General features: G+C 69.1%; 23 protein-coding genes. 10 read left to right on the forward strand and 13 right to left on the reverse strand.

Annotated features, from left to right (window positions below; translation table 11 throughout):
- Positions 1–80: 80 nt before the first annotated feature.
- The 5 genes from RALTA_RS15635 (at position 81) to RALTA_RS15655 (ending at position 4,670) form a co-directional block, all read left to right on the forward strand.
- On the forward strand, positions 81–1,676 hold the full coding sequence (locus RALTA_RS15635) for a flavin-containing monooxygenase (RefSeq protein WP_012354380.1): 1,596 nt from the start codon (positions 81–83) through the stop codon (positions 1,674–1,676).
- 61 nt (positions 1,677–1,737) lie between these two features.
- Positions 1,738–2,628, forward strand: coding sequence for an SDR family NAD(P)-dependent oxidoreductase (locus RALTA_RS15640; protein ID WP_012354381.1), 891 nt, complete (start codon positions 1,738–1,740; stop codon positions 2,626–2,628).
- Positions 2,625–3,587 (forward strand): alpha/beta fold hydrolase, encoded by a 963-nt coding sequence (locus tag RALTA_RS15645; RefSeq protein WP_041232234.1) that lies wholly within the window; start codon positions 2,625–2,627, stop codon positions 3,585–3,587. Before RALTA_RS15640 ends, RALTA_RS15645 begins: the two co-directional genes overlap by 4 nt.
- 46 nt (positions 3,588–3,633) lie before the next feature.
- On the forward strand, positions 3,634–4,509 hold the full coding sequence (locus tag RALTA_RS15650; protein ID WP_041232235.1) for a metal-dependent hydrolase: 876 nt from the start codon (positions 3,634–3,636) through the stop codon (positions 4,507–4,509).
- Positions 4,506–4,670 carry a rubredoxin gene (locus RALTA_RS15655; RefSeq protein ID WP_012354384.1) on the forward strand — a complete coding sequence of 55 codons (165 nt, stop codon included), beginning with the start codon at positions 4,506–4,508 and terminating at the stop codon, positions 4,668–4,670. The genes RALTA_RS15650 and RALTA_RS15655 overlap by 4 nt, the downstream gene beginning before the upstream one ends.
- Before the next feature lie 21 nt (positions 4,671–4,691).
- Here RALTA_RS15655 and RALTA_RS15660 read toward each other — a convergent pair whose 3' ends face one another.
- Entirely contained in the window at positions 4,692–5,525 is an 834-nt protein-coding gene (locus RALTA_RS15660) for a MerR family transcriptional regulator (protein WP_012354385.1), read from the reverse strand.
- Between the two features lie 94 nt (positions 5,526–5,619).
- On the opposite strand from RALTA_RS15660, the gene RALTA_RS15665 reads away from it, so the two are divergent.
- From RALTA_RS15665 to RALTA_RS15675, 3 genes are all read left to right on the forward strand, one after another.
- Positions 5,620–6,576, forward strand: coding sequence for a LysR family transcriptional regulator (locus RALTA_RS15665; RefSeq protein ID WP_012354386.1), 957 nt, complete (start codon positions 5,620–5,622; stop codon positions 6,574–6,576).
- A 129-nt stretch (positions 6,577–6,705) separates the two neighbouring features.
- Complete coding sequence (locus RALTA_RS15670; RefSeq protein ID WP_041232236.1) at positions 6,706–7,692, forward strand: Bug family tripartite tricarboxylate transporter substrate binding protein; 987 nt, start codon at positions 6,706–6,708, stop codon at positions 7,690–7,692.
- 115 nt (positions 7,693–7,807) lie between these two features.
- Positions 7,808–8,785: a M14 family metallopeptidase gene (locus tag RALTA_RS15675; RefSeq protein ID WP_012354388.1), complete on the forward strand. Its 978-nt coding sequence runs from the start codon at positions 7,808–7,810 to the stop codon at positions 8,783–8,785.
- 101 nt (positions 8,786–8,886) lie between these two features.
- Here RALTA_RS15675 and RALTA_RS15680 read toward each other — a convergent pair whose 3' ends face one another.
- From RALTA_RS15680 to RALTA_RS30795, 7 genes are all read right to left on the reverse strand, one after another.
- The gene (locus tag RALTA_RS15680; protein ID WP_012354389.1) at positions 8,887–9,429 is read right to left on the reverse strand and encodes an Sbal_3080 family lipoprotein; all 543 of its coding nucleotides are present in this window, start codon (positions 9,427–9,429) and stop codon (positions 8,887–8,889) included.
- Positions 9,430–9,591: 162 nt separating this feature from the next.
- Positions 9,592–9,792, reverse strand: coding sequence for a hypothetical protein (locus RALTA_RS15685; protein ID WP_012354390.1), 201 nt, complete (start codon positions 9,790–9,792; stop codon positions 9,592–9,594).
- A 32-nt stretch (positions 9,793–9,824) separates the two neighbouring features.
- Complete coding sequence (locus RALTA_RS15690) at positions 9,825–10,418, reverse strand: OB-fold putative lipoprotein (RefSeq protein ID WP_012354391.1); 594 nt, start codon at positions 10,416–10,418, stop codon at positions 9,825–9,827.
- A 146-nt stretch (positions 10,419–10,564) separates the two neighbouring features.
- Complete coding sequence (gene dinD, locus RALTA_RS15695) at positions 10,565–11,434, reverse strand: DNA damage-inducible protein D (protein ID WP_012354392.1); 870 nt, start codon at positions 11,432–11,434, stop codon at positions 10,565–10,567.
- Between the two features lie 148 nt (positions 11,435–11,582).
- Positions 11,583–13,010, reverse strand: coding sequence for a tRNA uridine-5-carboxymethylaminomethyl(34) synthesis GTPase MnmE (gene mnmE, locus RALTA_RS15700; protein WP_012354393.1), 1,428 nt, complete (start codon positions 13,008–13,010; stop codon positions 11,583–11,585).
- Positions 13,011–13,101: 91 nt separating this feature from the next.
- Positions 13,102–13,917, reverse strand: a complete 816-nt coding sequence (locus tag RALTA_RS15705) for a CHAD domain-containing protein (protein WP_012354394.1) — start codon at positions 13,915–13,917, stop codon at positions 13,102–13,104.
- A complete protein-coding gene (locus RALTA_RS30795; protein WP_322787186.1) occupies positions 13,914–14,384 on the reverse strand; it encodes a PaaI family thioesterase in 471 nt (156 codons plus the stop codon). The genes RALTA_RS15705 and RALTA_RS30795 overlap by 4 nt, the downstream gene beginning before the upstream one ends.
- Between RALTA_RS30795 and RALTA_RS30800 the strand changes: the two genes are divergently transcribed.
- Together RALTA_RS30800 and RALTA_RS15715 are read left to right on the forward strand one after the other, a co-directional pair.
- Positions 14,296–14,508 carry a hypothetical protein gene (locus tag RALTA_RS30800; RefSeq protein WP_242405236.1) on the forward strand — a complete coding sequence of 71 codons (213 nt, stop codon included), beginning with the start codon at positions 14,296–14,298 and terminating at the stop codon, positions 14,506–14,508. The genes RALTA_RS30795 and RALTA_RS30800 overlap by 89 nt on opposite strands.
- 58 nt (positions 14,509–14,566) lie before the next feature.
- On the forward strand, positions 14,567–14,953 hold the full coding sequence (locus RALTA_RS15715; protein ID WP_012354396.1) for a VOC family protein: 387 nt from the start codon (positions 14,567–14,569) through the stop codon (positions 14,951–14,953).
- A gap of 7 nt (positions 14,954–14,960) precedes the next feature.
- Here RALTA_RS15715 and tam read toward each other — a convergent pair whose 3' ends face one another.
- From tam to rpmH, 5 genes are all read right to left on the reverse strand, one after another.
- Positions 14,961–15,731 carry a trans-aconitate 2-methyltransferase gene (gene tam / locus RALTA_RS15720; protein WP_012354397.1) on the reverse strand — a complete coding sequence of 257 codons (771 nt, stop codon included), beginning with the start codon at positions 15,729–15,731 and terminating at the stop codon, positions 14,961–14,963.
- 296 nt (positions 15,732–16,027) lie between these two features.
- The gene (yidC, locus tag RALTA_RS15725; RefSeq protein ID WP_012354398.1) at positions 16,028–17,707 is read right to left on the reverse strand and encodes a membrane protein insertase YidC; all 1,680 of its coding nucleotides are present in this window, start codon (positions 17,705–17,707) and stop codon (positions 16,028–16,030) included.
- Between the two features lie 21 nt (positions 17,708–17,728).
- Positions 17,729–18,010 carry a membrane protein insertion efficiency factor YidD gene (gene yidD / locus RALTA_RS15730; protein ID WP_012354399.1) on the reverse strand — a complete coding sequence of 94 codons (282 nt, stop codon included), beginning with the start codon at positions 18,008–18,010 and terminating at the stop codon, positions 17,729–17,731.
- Between the two features lie 10 nt (positions 18,011–18,020).
- A complete protein-coding gene (rnpA, locus tag RALTA_RS15735) occupies positions 18,021–18,536 on the reverse strand; it encodes a ribonuclease P protein component (RefSeq protein ID WP_407637497.1) in 516 nt (171 codons plus the stop codon).
- 61 nt (positions 18,537–18,597) lie between these two features.
- A complete protein-coding gene (gene rpmH / locus RALTA_RS15740) occupies positions 18,598–18,732 on the reverse strand; it encodes a 50S ribosomal protein L34 (protein WP_008650850.1) in 135 nt (44 codons plus the stop codon).
- Positions 18,733–18,844: the final 112 nt, after the last annotated feature.

The raw sequence follows: 18,844 nt of genomic DNA on the forward strand, positions 1-18,844 counted from the left end.
ATTGACCGCCCCGGCCGCGCTTCCTACGATGACATCCATCAATGTCACAATAAACACTGTCGCAAAGGTGAGGAGCGCGCATGAATGCACCCGCGGAGCTGCCGGCGGCGTTGTCGCCGCAGTGGCCACCACAGGCACCCCCTGCCCCCGAGCACACCGATATCGCCATCATCGGCAGCGGCTTTGCCGGCCTGGGCATGGCGATCCAGCTGCGCGAGCGCGGCGAGCACGATTTCCTGGTGTTCGAGAAAGCCGGCTCGGTCGGCGGCACCTGGCGCGACAACCACTACCCCGGCTGCGCCTGCGATGTGCAGTCGCACCTGTACTCCTTTTCCTTTGCGCCCAACCCGGACTGGTCGCGCATGTTCTCGACCCAGCCGGAAATCCGTGCCTACCTGGAGGACTGCACCGACCGCTTCGGCCTGCGCCCGCACCTGCGGCTGCACCATGAGCTGCGCCACGCGGCCTGGGACGAGTCCGCGCAGCTGTGGCGGCTGCAGATGGCCGACGGCAAGGTGGTGCGGGCACGCGTGCTGGTGTCGGGCATGGGCGGGCTGAGCCGGCCGTCGTATCCCGACATCCCCGGGCTGGACACGTTCGAAGGCGAATGCTTCCACTCGCAGCACTGGAACCACGCCTATGCGCTGCGCGGCAAGCGCGTCGCGGTGATCGGCACCGGCGCCAGCGCGATCCAGTTCGTGCCGCAGATTGCCCCGCAGGTGGCGCACCTGGACCTGTACCAGCGCACCCCGCCATGGATCATGCCCAAGCCCGACCGCGAGGTCAGCGCCGCCGAGCGCTGGCTGTTCCGACGCCTGCCGTTCACGCAGACGCTGGTGCGCACCGGCATCTACTGGATGCTGGAGTCGCGCGTGCTGGGCTTCGTGCTGCATCCGAAGATCATGAAGGTGGTCGAGCGCGTCGCGCGCCGCCACCTGGCGCGGCAGGTGCGCGATCCCGCGCTGCGCGCGACGCTGACGCCGGACTACACCATCGGCTGCAAGCGCGTGCTGATCTCCAACGACTACTACCCGGCGCTCACGCGCGACAACGTCGACGTGGTCACCGCCGGCATCGCGCGGGTCGAGCGCGACGCGGTGGTGCTGCGCGACGGCACGCGCCGGCCGGCGGACTGCATCATCCTCGGCACCGGTTTCCATGCCACCGACCCGCTGCTGCGCGGCGTGATCGCCGGCATCGGCGGCGTGGACCTGGTCGATGCCTGGCGCGACGGCGCACAGGCCTACCTCGGCACCACGGTGTCGGGCTTTCCCAACCTGTTCTTCGTGGTCGGTCCCAACACCGGCCTGGGACACAGCTCGATGGTGTTCATGATCGAGTCGCAGGTGGCCTATATCGCCGACGCGCTGCGCCAGATGCGCCGCGACGGCGTGCAGGCGGTGGACGTGCGCGAGCCCGTGCAGCGCCGCTTCAACGAACGGCTGCAGGCCCGGCTGGGCCACGCGATCTGGTCCGCCGGCGGCTGCGCCAGCTGGTACATCGACCCGCGCAGCGGCCGCAACACCACGCTGTGGCCCGGCTTCACCTGGCAGTTCCGCCGCGCCACGGCCAGCTTCCGCATGACCGACTACGACCTGTACCCGGTGCGGCGCGCCGTGCCGGACGAGGCCACCCGGCAGCCGGCGGCGGACATCGCCAGCGCCGCGGGAGCATGACGTACGCGCCGTTGCCCCGATTTCACCCAGAACAACGACACACACCGGAAGGAGACCGGACATGAAGGACTTCCGTAACAAGGTTGCCGCGATCACCGGCGCCGGCTCGGGCATCGGCCGCGCGCTGGCGCTGGCCCTGGCACGCGAGGGCTGCCAGCTGGCGCTGTCGGACCGCAACGAGGCCGGGCTGGCGCAGACTGCGGCGCAGGCCATGGCCGCGGCACCCCATGCGCGCGTCACGCAGCACACCGTCGACGTGGCCGACCGCGCCGCGGTCTATGCGTGGGCCGCTGCCGCCGCCGACGCGCACGGCCGCGTCAACCTGATCTTCAACAACGCCGGCGTGGCGCTGTCCAGCACGGTCGAAGGCATGAGCTACGACGACCTGGAATGGATCATCGGCATCAACTTCTGGGGCGTGGTCTACGGCACCAAGGCCTTCCTGCCCTACCTGCAGGCCAGCGGCGACGGCCACGTGGTCAATACCTCGAGCATCTTCGGCATCTTCGCCCAGCCCGGCATGGGCGCCTACAACGCCAGCAAGTACGCGGTGCGCGGCTTTACCGAATCGCTGCGGCAGGAGCTGGACCTGATGGACTGCGGCGTGTCGGCCACCACCGTGCACCCCGGTGGCATCAAGACCAATATCGCGCAGGCCAGCCGTGTCTCGGCCAGCGTCAACGGCTTCCTGGTGCGCGACGCGCAGCACGGCAAGGACGAGTTCGAGAAATTCTTCATTACCTCGCCCGACAAGGCCGCGCGCGTGATCCTGGAGGGCGTGCGGCGCAACCGCCGGCGCGTGCTGATCGGGCCCGACGCCTACGCCGCCGACGCCATGGCGCGGCTGCTGCCCGCCGCCTACCAGGCGCTGGTGGTGCGCGAGACGCGCCGCAAGCGCGACCTGGGCAACGTGGTGGCGCCCGCTTCGGTGGGCCAGGGAGAGCGCCCGTGAACCGCCTGGCGATGGAAGCCGACGCGGCGCTGCTGGCGCCGCCGGGCACGCTGACGCGCTGGTTCGGCCAGGGCCGCGTGGGGCTGTTCAGCCTGTCGCGCGCGACGCTGGCGCAGCGCCATGCGCTGCCGGCCTCGCGCTGGGTGCGCGTGCTCGATGCGATGGTGCACTACACCGACGAAGGCCCCGCCGACGGCGAGACCCTGGTGCTGATCCACGGCTTCGGCGCGTCGCTGCATACGTGGCAGGGCATCGTGCCGGCGCTGGCGCAACGCTATCGCGTGCTGCGGCTGGACCTGGCCCCGTTCGGCCTGACCGGGCCGCTGCGCGATGCGCGCGGGCGCATCGAGACCATGGACGTGCACCGCTACCGCGACTTCATCGATGCCTTCCTGGCCGCGGTGAACGTGCGCCGCGCCAGCATCATCGGCAATTCGCTGGGCGGGCTGATCGCGTGGGACCTCGCGGTGCGGCGGCCGGGTGCGGTCGACAAGCTGGTGCTGATCGATGCCGCCGGCTTCCCGATGAAGCTGCCGATCTACATCGACCTGTTCCGCCATGCGCCGGTGCGCTGGTCGGCGCCGTGGCTGCTGCCCGAGTGCATCATCCGCGCCGCCACGCGCGACGTCTACGGCGACGCCTCGCGCGTGCCGGAGGCCACCTTCCGCCGCTACGTGGACTTCTTCTATGCCGAAGGCAGCCGCGAGGCGGTCGGCAAGATGGTGCCGAAGCTCGACTTCGCCCAGCTCGACACCCACCTGCTCGGCAGCGTGCGGGCGCCCACGCTGGTGCTGTGGGGCGAGCGCGACCGCTGGATTCCGCCCGCGCACGCGCAGGCCTTCGCCGAGCGCATCCCCGGCGCGCAACTGCGCCGCTACGCGGGGCTGGGCCATGTGCCGATGGAAGAAGACCCGCAACGCGTGGCCGCAGACCTGCTGCCATTCCTGGACCGCCAATGAATCGCGCCGGCGCCGTGCGCGCCGGCTGTCACCCAAGGAGACCGCCATGATGCCAGTCCGCCGCGACGTGCATCCCCACCTGCCGCCGGAGCGCATCAGCGACTGGCACGAGCGGGGCCGCCACGTCACCCATTTCCTCAACACGCTGTCGATCTTCTTCCCGGCCGGGGAACGCTTCTTCATGGACAGCGTGCGCAACTACCGCGACCAGGTGAAGGACCCCGAGCTGAGCCGCGCCATCGCCGGCTTTATCGGCCAGGAAGCGATGCACACGCGCGAGCACATCCTCTACAACCGGCTCATGGAAGACGCCGGCCTGCCCGCCGCGGCGCTGGACCGCGCGGTGTGGAAGCTGCTGGACATGTTGCGCAAGATCCTGCCCAAGTCATGGCAGCTGGCGCATACCATCGCGCTGGAGCACTACACCGCGATGCTGGCCGACGGCGTGCTGAAGGACGTGCGCCACCTGGGCGCGGACTCTCAGGCCGGCTACCGGCAGGTGTGGACCTGGCACGCGCTGGAGGAAACCGAGCACAAGGCGGTGGCCTACGATGTCTGGAACACCGTGATGAAGCCGGGCCCCTACCGCTACTTCGTGCGCACCTTCACCATGCTGACCACCACGGTGACGTTCTGGGCCATGGTGTTCGTGTTCCATATCGCGCTGGTGATGGGCGACAAGGGCTGCCGCAACAAGCTGAGCGGGTTTGGCACCGCGCTGCGCTTCCTGTGGGCGTCGCCCGGCGCGCTGCCGCGCATGATCCCGGAGTGGCTCAGCTACTTCCGCCCCGGCTTCCATCCCTGGGACGACGACAACCGCGCCGAGCTGGCCCGCATCGATCCGCTGGTGCGGGAAATCGAAGACACCGCGCGCGCCGCCGGCGTCTCCACCCGGGCGCCTTCGCTGCGGGGGACGGCATGACCATCTGGCAGTGCCGAATCTGTGGATTCGTCTATGAAGAAGCGCTCGGCATGCCCGAGCACGGCATCGCGCCCGGCACACCGTGGGGCGCGGTCCCGCCGGAATGGCGCTGCCCGGACTGCGGCATGGCGAAAGCGGATTTCGACATGGTTGCGCTATAGGCGGCAGGGCGTGGACGAGGGCTAGGGCTTGGCGCCCCCGCCCTCCTCATCATGCAGATGCTCGATGATCGCCGCCACCCGGTCCCCCAGGTACTTGTTGGCCGAGATCTCGAGCGCCCGCATCATCTCGGTCTCGGCCATCACCAGCGCCAGCGGGCGGATGCGCCACAGGATGTCGACCAGCCGCGGCACGTCCTGTGGCGGCGGCAGCTTGCCCTCGCCAAAGCGGTCCAGCTCGCGTACCACGGTGGCGACGATCTGGTCCGAGACCGCCTGGAAATGCCCGCGCGACTGCGCGATGATCTCCAGCACATCCTCCAGCGCAAAGCCCGCGTGGGCGATCTCCGCACCCGCGGCCAGTGCGCGCGGGCTGCGCGCCAGGTAGCCCAGCCCGTCCGGTTCCAGCAGCCCCAGCGAGATCGCCTTGGCCAGCGCCGGGCGCGAGATCGCCCGGCCGAACAGCCGCGCCAGCGCCAGGTAGGAATAGTGGCGCGGGGTCTCGTTGGTCCACGGGCTGCTGATCGCGGTCTCCAGCCCCAGGATCGAGCGCAGGTCGTGCCCCTCGACGATGGCCTTGAGCAGTTCGGTGATATTGGCCAGCGTGTAGCCGCGCGCCAGCAGGTGGTGGATCAGCTTGAGCCGGCCCAGGTGCGCCTGCGTGTAGATGCCCACGCGCCCGCGCCGCTGCGGCGGGTCGATCAGGCCGCGGTCCTGGTATGAGCGCACGTTGCGCACCGTGGTGCCGGCCACGCGCGCCAGTTCGTCGATGGTGTATTCCGGGGCAGGCGGCGGTCCGGATGCGGCGGACGCCGGGCGGGACGGAGGCGAAGGTTGGCGGCGCCGGGTCAGTGTCATGCCAAAAATTCTAACCGAGGAACGCGGCAGGCAAAGTGGCGGCGGCTTTTGCCGATAATGAAGGCATTGCCCCCACCCCGACCGACCGTTTTCCATGCATATCCGCTGGCTCGAAGACTTCGTCTGCCTGGCCCAGGCCGGCAGCCTCGCGCGCGCCGCCGAGCTGCGCAACGTGACCCCGCCCGCCTTTGGCCGGCGCATGCAGGCGCTGGAGGTCTGGGCCGGGGCCCCGCTGATCGACCGCAGCGCCTTCCCGGTACGCCTGACCGCCGAAGGGCGCCAGTTCCTGGAAGCGGCGCAAAGCGCCCTGCGCACCCTCGACGACACCCGCCTGGCGCTGCGCGCCGCTCACCGCGCTGATGCCAGCACCGTGACCATTGCCACCGGCAAGACGCTGGCGCGCTCGATGGTGCCGGCCTGGCTCGCGGGGCTGCGCGAGGCGCTGCGCCATGACCCCGCGGCGGCCGGCTTTCGCACCCGCCTGTCGACCTTCCCGATGCACGACGCGCTGGCAATGTTCGCCGAGGGCGATGCCGACTTCCTGCTGTGCTACAGCCCGCCCGACCTGCCGGTGATGCTGGACGACGCGCGCTACCAGTTCCACCTGGCCGGCGTGGAGCGGCTGGTGTGCGTCAGCGCCGCCGACGCGCGCGGTGCGCCGCTGCACCGGCTGGGGACAAGCAAGGTCTCTGGCAAGACCGCGCCCGCGCCGGTGCCGATGATCGCCTACGCAGAAACCCTGACGCTGGGCCGCATGGTCAACCAGGAGATCGCGCGCCGCAAGCTGGCGCCGCGGCTGGACGTGATCGCGGTCAGCGACTTTGCCGAGTCGGTGCACGAGATGGTGCGCCAGCGCATGGGCCTGGCCTGGCTGCCCGCGCGGCTGATCGCCGACGACCTGCGTGACGGCCGGCTCGTGCGCGCCATCGCCGCCCCGCGCGAGGATGATGGCGGCGACCTGGCGCTAGACATCCGCCTCTACCGCCCGCGCGCGCCGATGCGGCCGCTGGCCGAGGCCTTCTGGCAGGCGGCCGTGCAGGCGCCGCGCTGAAGCGCCGCCGGCGGCCCCTTGCCGCCATTGCCAAATCGGCAACCGCGGTTGCCAAAGCCGCACGCCGCGCCGGTCCTGCGCTTCTAACATCGGTCCACAACCATGATTCCGGGACACCGAGCCAATACCATGAAGACCACCCTGCGCGCGGCCGCTGCCGCACTCTGCCTTGCCGCTTGCGCCGGCGCCGTTTCCACCGCCGCCGCCGCGACCGATGCCTGGCCCACCAAGCCGATCACGCTGGTGGTGGGCTACACCGCCGGCGGCAGCGTCGACCTGGTGGCCCGCACCATCGCCCCGGAACTGGGCAAGCGCCTGGGCCAGAGCGTGGTGATCGAAAACCTGGGCGGCGCCGGCGGCACCATCGGCGCGTCCAAGGTGGTCAAGGCAGAAGCCGACGGCTACACGCTGCTGATGGGCTCGGGCAGTGAAGTGTCGATCGCGCGCCTGACCAACCCCGCGGTGCGCTATGACGGCGAGAAGGACCTGGCGCCGGTCACCTTTGTCGGCACCCAGCCGATGGTGCTGGTCGGCAAGCCCGGCCTGCCGGCGAAGAACGCGGCCGAGCTGATCGCGCTGGCCAAGGCCCAGCCGGGCAAACTGGCCTACGCCTCGTCCGGCGTTGGCACCCCGCTGAACCTGGCGGGCGAGCTGATCAAGCAGCAGGGCCAGGTCAACATCACCCACGTGCCGTACAAGGGCGCTTCGGCCATGGCGACCGACCTGCTCGGCGGTCAGATCGACCTGGCGGTGATGGTGCTGTCGTCGGCGCTGCCGCATATCCAGGCCAACCGCGTGCAGGCCTACGGCGTGACCGGCGCCAAACGCTCGCCGGTGGCGCCGAACGTGCCCGCGCTGGCCGAGACGCCGGCGCTCAAGGGCGTGGACATGGGCGTCTGGTTCGGCCTGATGGGCCCGGCCAAGCTGCCGCAGCCGGTGGTGGCGCGCCTGAACACCGAGATGCAGGCCGTGCTGGCGATGCCGGACGTGAAGAAGAAACTGGCCGAGGCCGGCGTGGAAGTGGCGCCCGCCAATCCGGCGCAGTTCGGCAGCTTTATCAAGCGCGAGACCGGGCGCTATCGCACCATCGTGCAGACGGCGGGGATTCAGCAGTAAGGGGATGGCGAGGCGGCGTCGCTCCTTGCAATGCCGCCGACCGCACACTCACCGTCCCTATCACACCGACCCGGCAGGCATCGACTTGCCAGGCACCCTGAACGCACCGACTCCCATGACCCACCAGCCCACCGCACCCCTGGAAGCCTACCCCGTCGACGTCGCCTTCCCCGACATCCGCCCCTACGCCGCCGGCAACACCGGCATCCCCTACCTCCACACCTTCGACAGCGGCCGGCCCGGCCCGCACGTGATGGTCAACGCGCTGACCCACGGCAACGAGGTGTGCGGCGCCATCGCCGTCAAGGCGCTGCTGGACCACGGCCTGCGCCCGCGCCGCGGCCGCCTGACGCTGGCCTTTGCCAACGTCGATGCTTACCACCGCTTCGATCCCGCCAGTCCGGATGCCTCGCGCTTCGTCGACCAGGACTTCAACCGCGTGTGGACCGCGAAGGTTCTCGATGACGCCAGCCTGGATTCATCCGAGCTGCGCCGCGCACGCGCCATGCGGCCGGTGATCGATACCGTCGGCCTGCTGCTGGACCTGCATTCGATGCATGAGAAGAGCCGGCCGCTGATCGTCTCCGGCCCGTTGGACAAGGGCATCGCCCTGTCGCGCGCACTCGGTGCGCCGGCCGATGTGATCGTCGACGAAGGCCACCCGGAAGGCCGCCGCATGCGCGACTACGATGGCTTTGGCGATGCCGCCAGCCCGCGCAACGCGCTGCTGATCGAATGCGGCCAGCACTGGGAACCGGCCGCCGTGACGGTGGCGCAGGACAGCACCGCACGGTTCCTGCTGCATGCCGGCATCGTTGACGCAAGCGACCTGCCCGCCGGCTGGCTGCAGCCGCTGGCCGCCGCGCAGCGCGTGGTGCGCGTGACCGAGCCGGTGGTGGCGACCAGCATGGACTTCCGCTTTGCCGGCCCCTACACCGGGCTGGAGACCTTTACCGAGGCCGGGACCGTAATCGGCTGGCGCGACGGCGCGCCGGTGGTGACGCCGTATCCGGATTGCGTGCTGGTGATGCCATCGCTGCGCCAGTTGCGCCCCGGCGTGACCGTGGTGCGCCTGGGCCGGCCGGAGCGCTGACCCGGGTACGCTGGGCCGGGCGCGGCCGCGCCCGGCAGGATGCTGCGCACAGCGTCATGGCGCGGCCCTCCGGTTGACTGCAGATCGGCTAGGCAGAAGGGCTAGGCCGCCGGCGCGGGCGCCGTGTCCGCCGGCGGCGGAGGCGGCAGCATGCCGGGGAACAGCTGCTCGACCAGTTCATCGAGCTTGGACGACGGCTGCACGAAGTTGCTCAGGTTCAGCCCGCCGGCGCTGCGGTTGGCGTTGTAGATCGCCTTGCCGACCCGGTCGCCATTGAGATACACGGTGATGTCGGCGTTATTCAGGTAGGTGTTCCAGTACCAGGCGCCGCGCGCGGTGTACAGCGCCACCATCGGGCACGATGCGATCGAGGTCTGCGCCTGCAGCACCTTCACCTCGAAATTGCGCCGCCGCAGCGACGACAGGAAGCTCTCGACAAAGTCATTGCCGCTGACCGGGTTCACCACCACGCACAGCAGCGTGCCGTGGGCGCCGTAGTTGCCGAGCGGGCCGCCGCCGGCCGGCAGCTGGAACGCGACAACGGGATCGGTGGGGTCAAGGCGGTCGACCGGCGTTACGGCCTGGTAGGTCGAACAGCCGGTGAGCAGCAGGCCCACGCAGGCCGCCAGCAGTGCATGGTTCATGGAATGTCCTGGAAGGCTGGGCGGCGCTGCACCGCGCCGCCACAAGGCGCAATGGCCACCGCATACCTTCACACTGTAGGCGCCGGCAGGCCGATCCAATCGGCCAAACAGAAGCGCAAAACGGTCGCTTCTGGTGTTGCGGATGGCGTTGCGGATGACGCCTCAGCCGCCCGCGCCGCCCTGCGCCAGCCGGCCCACCAGCACCAGGCAGAGCGCGGCCAGGCAGGTCCCGACCACGGCCACCTGCACGCGCGTCACGGGTTTGCCGCCGAACAGCGTCTGGCTGAGCCAGGCGGGCGAGATCACGCCGACGAGGGTCGCCACCATGATCAGGATGGCAAGGACGGACAGCACGGATTGCATGGCGGGGATCTCCGGAATCGTCGCGAGCGCGATCAGTTGGCGCCGCCGCGCAGCAGGCAGTCGCGCAGCAGCGGCATGCCGTCGGCCAGGCCCGCGCCGTTGCACTCCAGCGCCACCTTCTGGCCGCGCCGGACCATGGTGGCGCGCGCTTCGACTTCACACTCGCGACCGGCCGGGCCGCAGATCTGGCGCGGCAGCAGCAGCGCGCGCACATTGGCGCCCGGATCGTTGGTGCGGATATCGACAAAGACCTGCTCGCCCTCGCGGCGGATGCCGCTGGCCACGCCTTCGACGATCAGGTACTGGTTCAGGTAGTCTCGGTCGGCTTGCGCGGCATTGTCGCGATACGCCTTCAGCAGTGCATCGGCCTGCAACTGCGGCAGGCGGTCGGCGGAGCGTTGGGGGTCGATGCTGACCGGATCCAGCGTGCCGTTGCGCGGCACGCCGCGCACCTCGCTGGCCGGCACCGCACTGGCAGCACTCTGCGCATCGGCCGGCGCATCGGCCGGCGCGTCGGGCACGGCGCCGCCAACATCGTCGCGGCGGTCATTGCCGGCAAACCACAACATGCCAAGGACAGCCACGGCGACGATGGCAATGAGGATCTGCTGGGTGCGGTTCAACATCGGGAAGGTCCTGCGTAGTGAAAGCGGAAGGCAAAAACAGCGAAAGGCGAATTATGCGCCCTGGCTGCCGCAAACGCGCGCAATTGCCCTGTCCAGGGCCAGCGCGGCCATTTGAGCGGCTGTCGCCCTTGGTGCCTGCCGTCGGGTCAGAAATTTTCCGGTGTGGACTTGTCCGAGTCGTTTTGCAACTGACGCTGTTCGCGCTCGATCTGCTTGATGCTCTTCTCTGGCGTGGGCAGCTTTTCTGGCATGGTGCCGCCGAGATCAGCGATGGTTTGCCGCACCTTCGCGCCCACCTGAAAGTGGGTCTGGTTCGCCTGCTTCTTGCCCTGAACGTTCTCCCGTCGCAGCTTCTCTTCCGTCTGGGTTGCGCGGAACAGGTTGGCGGCCAGTTCGGTGCTGCCCATGTGGTCAAGGATCTTCTGGCTTCTTTTCAGTCCTTTGCTGACATGGATGTCCTTCGCACCCAGGCCGCCGTAGAGTCCCTTGTAGCCGTGGTCTTGGAAGACCGCATAGTCTAATGCGGTCGCGACGCCTGCTTGCTTGGCCGCTGCCGTGAGAGCCCTGTTGTGTTCAGCCATTTCTCCTCGAAGCATCAGGCGGCGCTCGTCTTCAGTGAGAGTCCTGAAACGGGCTTCATCGGCCAGCTCTTGTCGCCTGGTCTGGATCGCGAAGTACGTTTGACCGTTGGCAATCACTGGCTTGGACGGATCGCCGTTTTGCACGATCAGGTAGCAGGCGTAGCGGGAGAGTCGGCAATCCTCAATTTCGCGGTGTGCGCCGGAGCCGATCTCCACCATTGTGAGGACGTCCTCAAAATGGTCTTCAGGCGGCTGGCCACTGTTTCGGCAAGCCTCCCTCGCACGGTCTATGACGGCAACAAAGTGGCGATACTGCGAGTACTCAAGCACGCCGGCGAGTTGCCTTGCCCGCCAGAATTCGAAACCGTGCTCGTCCTCGTGCCGGATGCTCTCGAAAGTCTTGTGATGCTGTGCAGCCACGCGTTCATCAGCCATTGATCGCCCCTGATACGTTGGTTCTTCCTCAGCGTTTCGGAGTCATTCTACTGTATGAATATACAGTGGCATAGATGAGCAGCCCTCTGCTCTGGGAAGCCCTGGGCACGGTGTCCGGCGCGCATGGCACACGGACCTGGTTACCGCCCTACTTCCCAATACAAAACCGCGTAAAAATCGTCCCTAGCAGATCATCGCTGGTGAACTCGCCGGTAATGCTGTTCAGGTGCTCCTGCGCCAGCCGCAGTTCTTCCGCGAACAGGTCCAGCGCCTGGGCCTGGCGCTGGCTTTGTTCGGCGGCCACGTCCAGGCGCGATTGCGCCTGCCGCAGCGCGGTCAGGTGCCGTTCGCGCGCGAGGAAGGTGCCTTCGTTGCCGGACTGCCAGCCCACCAGCCGCAGCAGTTCGCGGCGCAGCAGCTCGATGCCCGCGCCGGTGCGCGCCGAGATCCAGATCTCGGTCGGGTTGGGGCCGTTGGCGGCGACCACGTGCGGGCGGTTGCCGCCGAACATCATCTCGCCCACCGCGGGCGCCTTGTCGATCTTGTTGACGATGCGCACGATCGGCGCGCCGGGCGGCAGCTGGCCGCTCAGCTTGTCGTCGATGGCGTCGTCGATCTCGGACAGGCCGTGGCGCAGGTAGTCGGTGGCGTCGACCAGGTGCAGCACGATGTCGGCGCGGCGAATGGCGTCCCAGGTGCGTTCGATGCCGATGCGCTCGACTTCGTCGGCGGCTTCCTCGCGCAGGCCGGCGGTGTCGATGATATGCAGCGGGATGCCGTCGATCTGGATGGTTTCGCGCACGCGGTCGCGCGTGGTGCCGGCAATCGGCGTGACGATGGCCAGTTCCGCGCCGGCCAGCGCGTTCAGCAGCGACGACTTGCCCACGTTGGGCTGGCCCGCCAGCACCACCGACAGCCCCTCGCGCAGCAGCGCGCCCTGGCGCGCCTGCGCCAGCACCGCGCCCAGTTCATCGCGGATGGTGGCGAGCTGGCCGCGCGCGTCGGACTGCTCCAGGAAATCGATCTCTTCCTCGGGGAAGTCCAGCGTGGCCTCGACCAGCATGCGCAGGTGGATGACCTTGTCCACCAGCTGGCGGATGGCGTTGGAGAACTCGCCCTCCATCGAGCGCGCGGCCGAGCGCGCCGCGGCCTCGGTGCTGGCTTCGATCAGGTCGGCCACGGCCTCGGCCTGGGCCAGGTCGAGCTTGTCGTTGAGGAAGGCGCGGCGCGTGAACTCGCCGGGTTCGGCCAGGCGCAGGCCGATGCCGTCGCCGGCCTGCAGGCAGCGCGTCAGCAGCATCTGCATCACCACCGGGCCGCCGTGGCCCTGCAGCTCCAGCACTTCCTCGCCGGTATAGGAGTTGGGCGCCGGAAAATACAGTGCCAGGCCGTGGTCGATGACCTTGCCGTTGCCGTCGAGGAATGGCAGGTAGGTGGCGTGGCGCGGCTTCAGTGCCTGGCCGCAGACGGCGCGCATCACGGGGCCGACATCGGGGCCGGACACGCGCACCACGCCGATGCCGCCGCGGCCCGGCGCGGTGGCGATGGCGGCTATGGGAAGCTGGGGAGCAGTCATGGCGGTATTGTCGCAGATCGGGTGCGGTTGGCGTGGCACGCGCCGGAACGCGCTGGAACGCTATGGCAGGCCGCCATGGCTGGCGGGCCGCTCAGCTGGCGCCGGGCAACGGCGGCGCGTCATCCGGCATCGCCTGCAGGTCCAGGCACTCGGCCAGCAGGCGGCGCGCGACGATGCCGTCGACCTGCCGCCCCAGCCGGGCCTGCCGCTTGACCAGCTTGCGGTGCAGGCGCGTGGTATAGCGCGCCGGCAGCACCGGCGCCAGCGCCTCGATCACGTAGCGCAGCCGCTTGCCGGCGATGCGCTGCGCGTGCACCGCGGCCGGGTCGCCATGGCGGGCGTCCCGGGCCAGTGCCCGCAGCTGCTTGCGGCCGCGCCGCACGCGCCGGCGTGCAAAGCTGGACAGGCGGGCACCGTCGCCGCGGGCGCGGGTGGCGAGTTGCGCCAGGTGGGCCAGGTCGCGATGCAGCGCGGGCAGTGGCCAGTCGCGGTAAGCGGCCAGTGTCGCCAGCATCGCTTCGCGCGCCGCGTCGCGCCGCTGCCGGGCGGTGTCGGCGATGGCGGCCAGGATCGTGTCTTCCGGCTCCAGTTCTCGGGCCGGGCCGATGGTTTCGGCCAGGAACACATCCCAGTCGCGCACCGTGCTGGTGGCGCGGGCCAGCGTGCGCAGGTCGCGCTTCCAGCGGTCGCGCTCCTGTCGCGGCAGGGCCGGGCCCATGGCCCACACCACCGCGCGCGCCTGGCGCAGGGCGATGCGCAGCTGGTGCAGGTCTTCCGGGTCGTCGCGGTGCTGCAGCGGGTCCAGGCACGCGTCGATGCGCGCCAGGCTGGCTTGCGCCAGCGCGGCAAAGGCTGCAGCGGGCCGCGTCTTGCGGCGCAGCTTGGGAGAATGGGCGTCGGCGTTCATGGCGGACTGCATGCGGTCAGGCGCGCACGCGGGACGCAGATGCCTTCAGTGTAGGCGACAGCACGCGCCTGGGCAGGATGCGGCGCCAGCGCCGCTTTGGCGGTTGACACGCCCCGTCCTTCAGGCTGGAATGCCCAGATTCGCCAGAACACGTCGGCCTCGACCACGATGATGGAGCGGCCGGACTTGAGCACGTCGGCGCGGCAGCGCAGCCGTTCGCTGCGCACGGCCCGCAGCAGGTTGATCTTGAACTCGGCGGTGACCACGTGCTGGCCGGCTTCCAGGATGGTGGAGGCGGCCGCGCCGGCGGTGTGGTCCGCCATGGTGGCCTGCACGCCCGCGTGGACGATGCCGCCGTGCTGGAGGTGGCGTGCCGTGATGGCCAGCGTGGACTCGCACCAGCCGGGGCCCGCAGTCGGCCAGCGCGATGCCGACGTCGCTGACGAAGGCGGCCTGGCGGAAGCCAGCCTCGATGGTGTCGCGCAGCAGCAGCCGTTCCTGTTCGGTGGTCATGGCGGTTTCCTCGTGGGTCAGGGCCTGCCGACGTCCACGGCGAATCCGTGCTGGTCAGCCGGCTCAACGCCACCATGAGCGTGCTGGACCTGGCCTGAGACCTGCCCGCTCCAACCAACGACAAAGGAAGCCACCCATGATCGACCACACCGGCGTCAGCGTCAGCGACTACGAGAAAAGCCGCGCCTTCTACCAGGCCGCGCTGGGCGCCATCGGCTACGTGCTGGACAAGGAATTCCCGGCCAGCGTCACCGGCAGCACCGATGTGGCCGGCTTCGGCACGCCCGGCCATCCCGATTTCTGGATCCACCGCGGCACGCCCAACCAGCCGCCGGTGCACGTGGCGTTCCGCGTCGACAGCCGCGCGACCGTCGATGCGTTCCATCGCGCGGCACTGGCCGCGGGCGGGCGCGACAACGGCGCACCGGGCGTGCGCGCGCACTACCACCCCGACTACTACGGCGCCTTCGTGCTGGACCCGGACGGCCACAACATCGAGGCGGTCTGCCACAAGCCGGCGTAAGGGATCCTCAGCGCGTCGCGACGATAAACAGGCGCGGAAACGGCAGCAGCACCGAGCCGTCCGGCAGCGCCGGGTACGCGTTGGCAATCTCGGTCTGGTAGCGCGCCAGGTAGGCGGCACGCTCGGCCTCGTCCAGCGGTTGCAGGAACGGGCGCAGGCCGCTGCCCTTGAACCACTCCACCACCGCGGCCGCGCCGCCGGCCAGCGGATGGTGGTAGGTGGTCAGCCATACATCCACGCGCTGGCACAGCGGGCGCAGCAACTCGTAGTACCAGCGCGCCGGCGCGCGTTCGGCGCGGGCCTTGCTGGCGCCGGCCAGCTTGTCGGCCCAAGGGCCTTCGGCCGCCACCCGGCGCATCAGCTGGTGCGCGGGTTCTTCCAGGTTGTCCGGCATCTGCACGGCCAGCGTGCCGCCCTGGGAAAGCTTCGCGACCAGTTCGGGAAACAAGCGGCCGTGGTCGGGCAGCCATTGCAGCACCGCGTTGGCGAGGATCACGTCGTACGGGCCGGCCTCGTCCCAGGCGCCGATATCGGCCACGCGGAACTGCACGTCGGGCAGGCGCTTGCGCGCGGCGTCGATCATGTCCTGCGAGCTGTCCAGCCCGGTCACCGAGGCGCCGGCATAGCGCGCCATCAGCACCTCGGTGGAGTTGCCGGGACCGCAGCCGATATCGACCGCGTTGCGCGCGATCTCGTTGGGAATGGCAGCCACCAGGTCACGGACCGGGCGGGTGCGTTCGTCCTCGAAGGCGACGTATTGGTGGGCGGACCAGCTCATGGGAGTCTCCTGACGGTAAGGGCAGGCCAGTAGCATACGCCTGCCGAAGCCAACACCGCTTGAACCAGGCTCCCCTCGCCCGCTTGCGGGAGAGGGGTGGGGGAGAGGGCCGGAGTGTCCACGAAGTTAAAGCGCGTCGGTATGCCCGCGCCTGCCCTCTCCCCCGGCCCTTCTCCCGCAAGCGGGAGAGGGGAGCAAACCGTCGGGATCGCGAAAGCCCTCAGCCCTCAGCCTCAGCAAAGACAAAAAGCCCGGCATCTCTGCCGGGCTTTCCATCACCGCATCTTGCAACAGCTTCAGCTCTTGGCCACCACGGCCGCCTTGCCCTTGCCCAGCATCCGGTTGATCTGCCACTGCTGCGCGATCGACAGGATGTTGTTCACCACCCAGTACAGCACCAGGCCGGCCGGGAAGAAGAAGAACATCACCGAGAACACCAGCGGCATGATCATCATCACCTTGGCCTGCACCGGATCCGGCGGGGTCGGGTTCAGCTTGGTCTGCACGAACATCGACACGGCCATCACGATCGGCAGGATGTAGAACGGATCCGGCACCGACAGGTCATGGATCCAGCCCAGCCACGGCGCGCCGCGCATTTCCACTGACGACAGCAGCACCCAGTACAGCGCAATGAACACCGGGATCTGGATCACGATGGGCAGGCAGCCGCCGAGCGGATTGACCTTCTCGGTGCGGTACAGCGCCATCATCTCCTGGTTCATCTTCTGCGGGTCGTTCTTGTAGCGCTCGCGGATCGACGTCATGCGCGGCTGCAGGTCCTTCATCTTGCCCATGGACTTGTAGCTCGCCGCCGACAGCGGGAAGAACACCAGCTTGATCAGCACCGTCAGCGCGATGATCGACCAGCCCCAGTTGCCCAGGAAGCCATGCAGCTTCTCCAGCAGCCAGAACAGCGGCTTGGCCAGGATGGTCAGCCAGCCGTAGTCCTTCACCAGCTCCAGGCCCGGGGCGATCTTCTCGAGCATGTGCTCTTCCTGCGGACCGGCGAACAGGCGTGCATCGGTGCTGACCGTGGCGCCCGGGGCCAGTTCGCCCAGCGGCTGCTGGATGCCCACGCGGTACAGGTTCGGATCGATCTGCTGGACGTAGAAGCTGTGCTCCTTGCCGGTCTGCGGGATCCAGGCCGAGGCAAAGTAGTGCTGCACCATCGCCACCCAGCCATTGTTGGCAGCGGCCGGCACGGTGGCCTTGCCCTTGGCGATGTCTTCGAAGCTGAGCTTGTGGTACTTGTCGGCGTCGGTATAGATCGCCGGGCCGGTGAAGGTGCTGTAGAACTGCGACTGCTCGACCTTGCTGCCATCGCGCGCCAGTTCCAGGTACAGCGTCGGCGAGACCGGCGCGGTGCCCGCGTTGGTCACGTCGAACTTGCTGTCGACCACGTAGCTGCCCTTGCGGAAGGTGTAGGTCTTGACCAGCTTCACGCCGTTCTTCTCGCCGGTCAGCACCACCTGCACCTGTTCGGCGCCGTCCAGCGCGCGCGGGCCCGGGGCCGCGGTGAACACCGTGGTGTGGTTGGGCAGGTCGCCGCCGATCAGGCCCGAGCGCGCCATGTAGGTGCGCACGTTGTCGCGCTCGAACAGCACCACCGGCTTGCCGTCCTTCTCATGCTCCTTGAGCAGCTCCAGGCGCGACACGATGCCGCCGGCGGTGTCGATCTCGGCGCGCACCGTGTCGGTGGTCACCACGATCTTCTCGCCGGTGGGCTGGGCCGCGGCCTGCGGCGCGGCGCCAGCGGCCGGGGCGGCCGAGGTGCCGGTAGCGGGCTGGACGTTGGCCTTGGGCACGTCGCCCTGCGCGGCAGCGCCGCTGGCGGCCGGCGCCGAAGCGGCCTGCTGCTGCGTCGTGCTCGGGAAGAACATCGACGCATGGCCGTTGGCGCGCTGCCAGTTGTCGTAGAGCAGCACGAGGGACATCGAGAAGATGACCCAGAGGATGGTGCGTTTGATATCCATGTCTGGCTGTGGTCGGAAAAATCAGGGTCTGGGCAGACGGATTGCCACGGGCGCATGGCCTGTGGCGGCATGGACTGGCGTGTCTGCTTCCGTGCCCGGCACGGGATCATACCCGCCTTGGGCGAAAGGATGGCAGCGGCACAGCCGGCAGGCGGCCATCCAGCTGCCGCGCGCGGCGCCATGATGGACGATGGCGTCGCGGGCGTAGTCGGAACAGGTCGGCAGGAAGCGGCACTGCGAGCCCAGGTAAGGGCTGAGGGCGATCTTGTAGACGCGCAGCAGGGCTAGCAGGATTCGCTTCATGGCGGGGCGGTCAGGCTGGCTGGCCTGGTGGCTGGCTTTGCGAGGGGCTCGCCGCTGGCGCCGCGGTGGGCGGCGCCGGGGGCGAGGCAGGCGGCGCGGGTGGCGGCAGTGGTTTTGCCGCTACGTCGAGCAGGCTGGCGATTTCCGCCGCGCATGCCCTTCGGACCGCCGCGCGCGTTGCAAATTCCGCGCGCGGAAACTTCGCTTGCAGACGCAGCAGCACGTCGCGGCCCCCCAGTTGGTCGCGGCGCTGGCGGAACAGCTCGCGCGCCATGCGCTTCACCAGGTTGCGCTCGGCGGCGCGCGGCGCGAACTTCTTGCCCACCACCACGCCCAGCCGGCCTTCCGGCCGGTCGTTCGGGCGTACATAGAGCACGAAGTGGGTGCTGCGCCGCCGGGGCCGCAAAGCAAAAACGGATGAAAACTCATCCGTCTTTGTCAGCCTCGCGGCTTTGGGAAAGGCAAAGGTAGACACGCCTGGCAAAGCTAGCGGGAACACTGCACCCTGCGGCAAGCTACCGGCCATCCGGACAGCGAGGCGGTTGGCCTGGACCGCGTTGCCGCGGTCCGGACCGGTCGCCCGGCCCTTAGATTGCCAGGCGCTTGCGGCCCTTGGCGCGGCGAGCGTTGATGACGGCACGGCCGCCGCGGGTCTTCATGCGCACGCGGAAACCGTGGGTACGCTTGCGGCGGGTAACGGAAGGTTGGTAGGTACGTTTCATGTTGCACTCTCTGGTTGATCTTGGCTCGCCCGACTCCGGCCGGTGCCGGGGTGCCGTGGCCGCCGCGTATGGTTCGCATGGGGTTGCCGCTTGCGAGGGAACTGCAGCGGCG

Origin of the sequence: Cupriavidus taiwanensis LMG 19424 (assembly GCF_000069785.1) — a bacterium.
Taxonomy (GTDB): Bacteria; Pseudomonadota; Gammaproteobacteria; order Burkholderiales; family Burkholderiaceae; genus Cupriavidus; species Cupriavidus taiwanensis.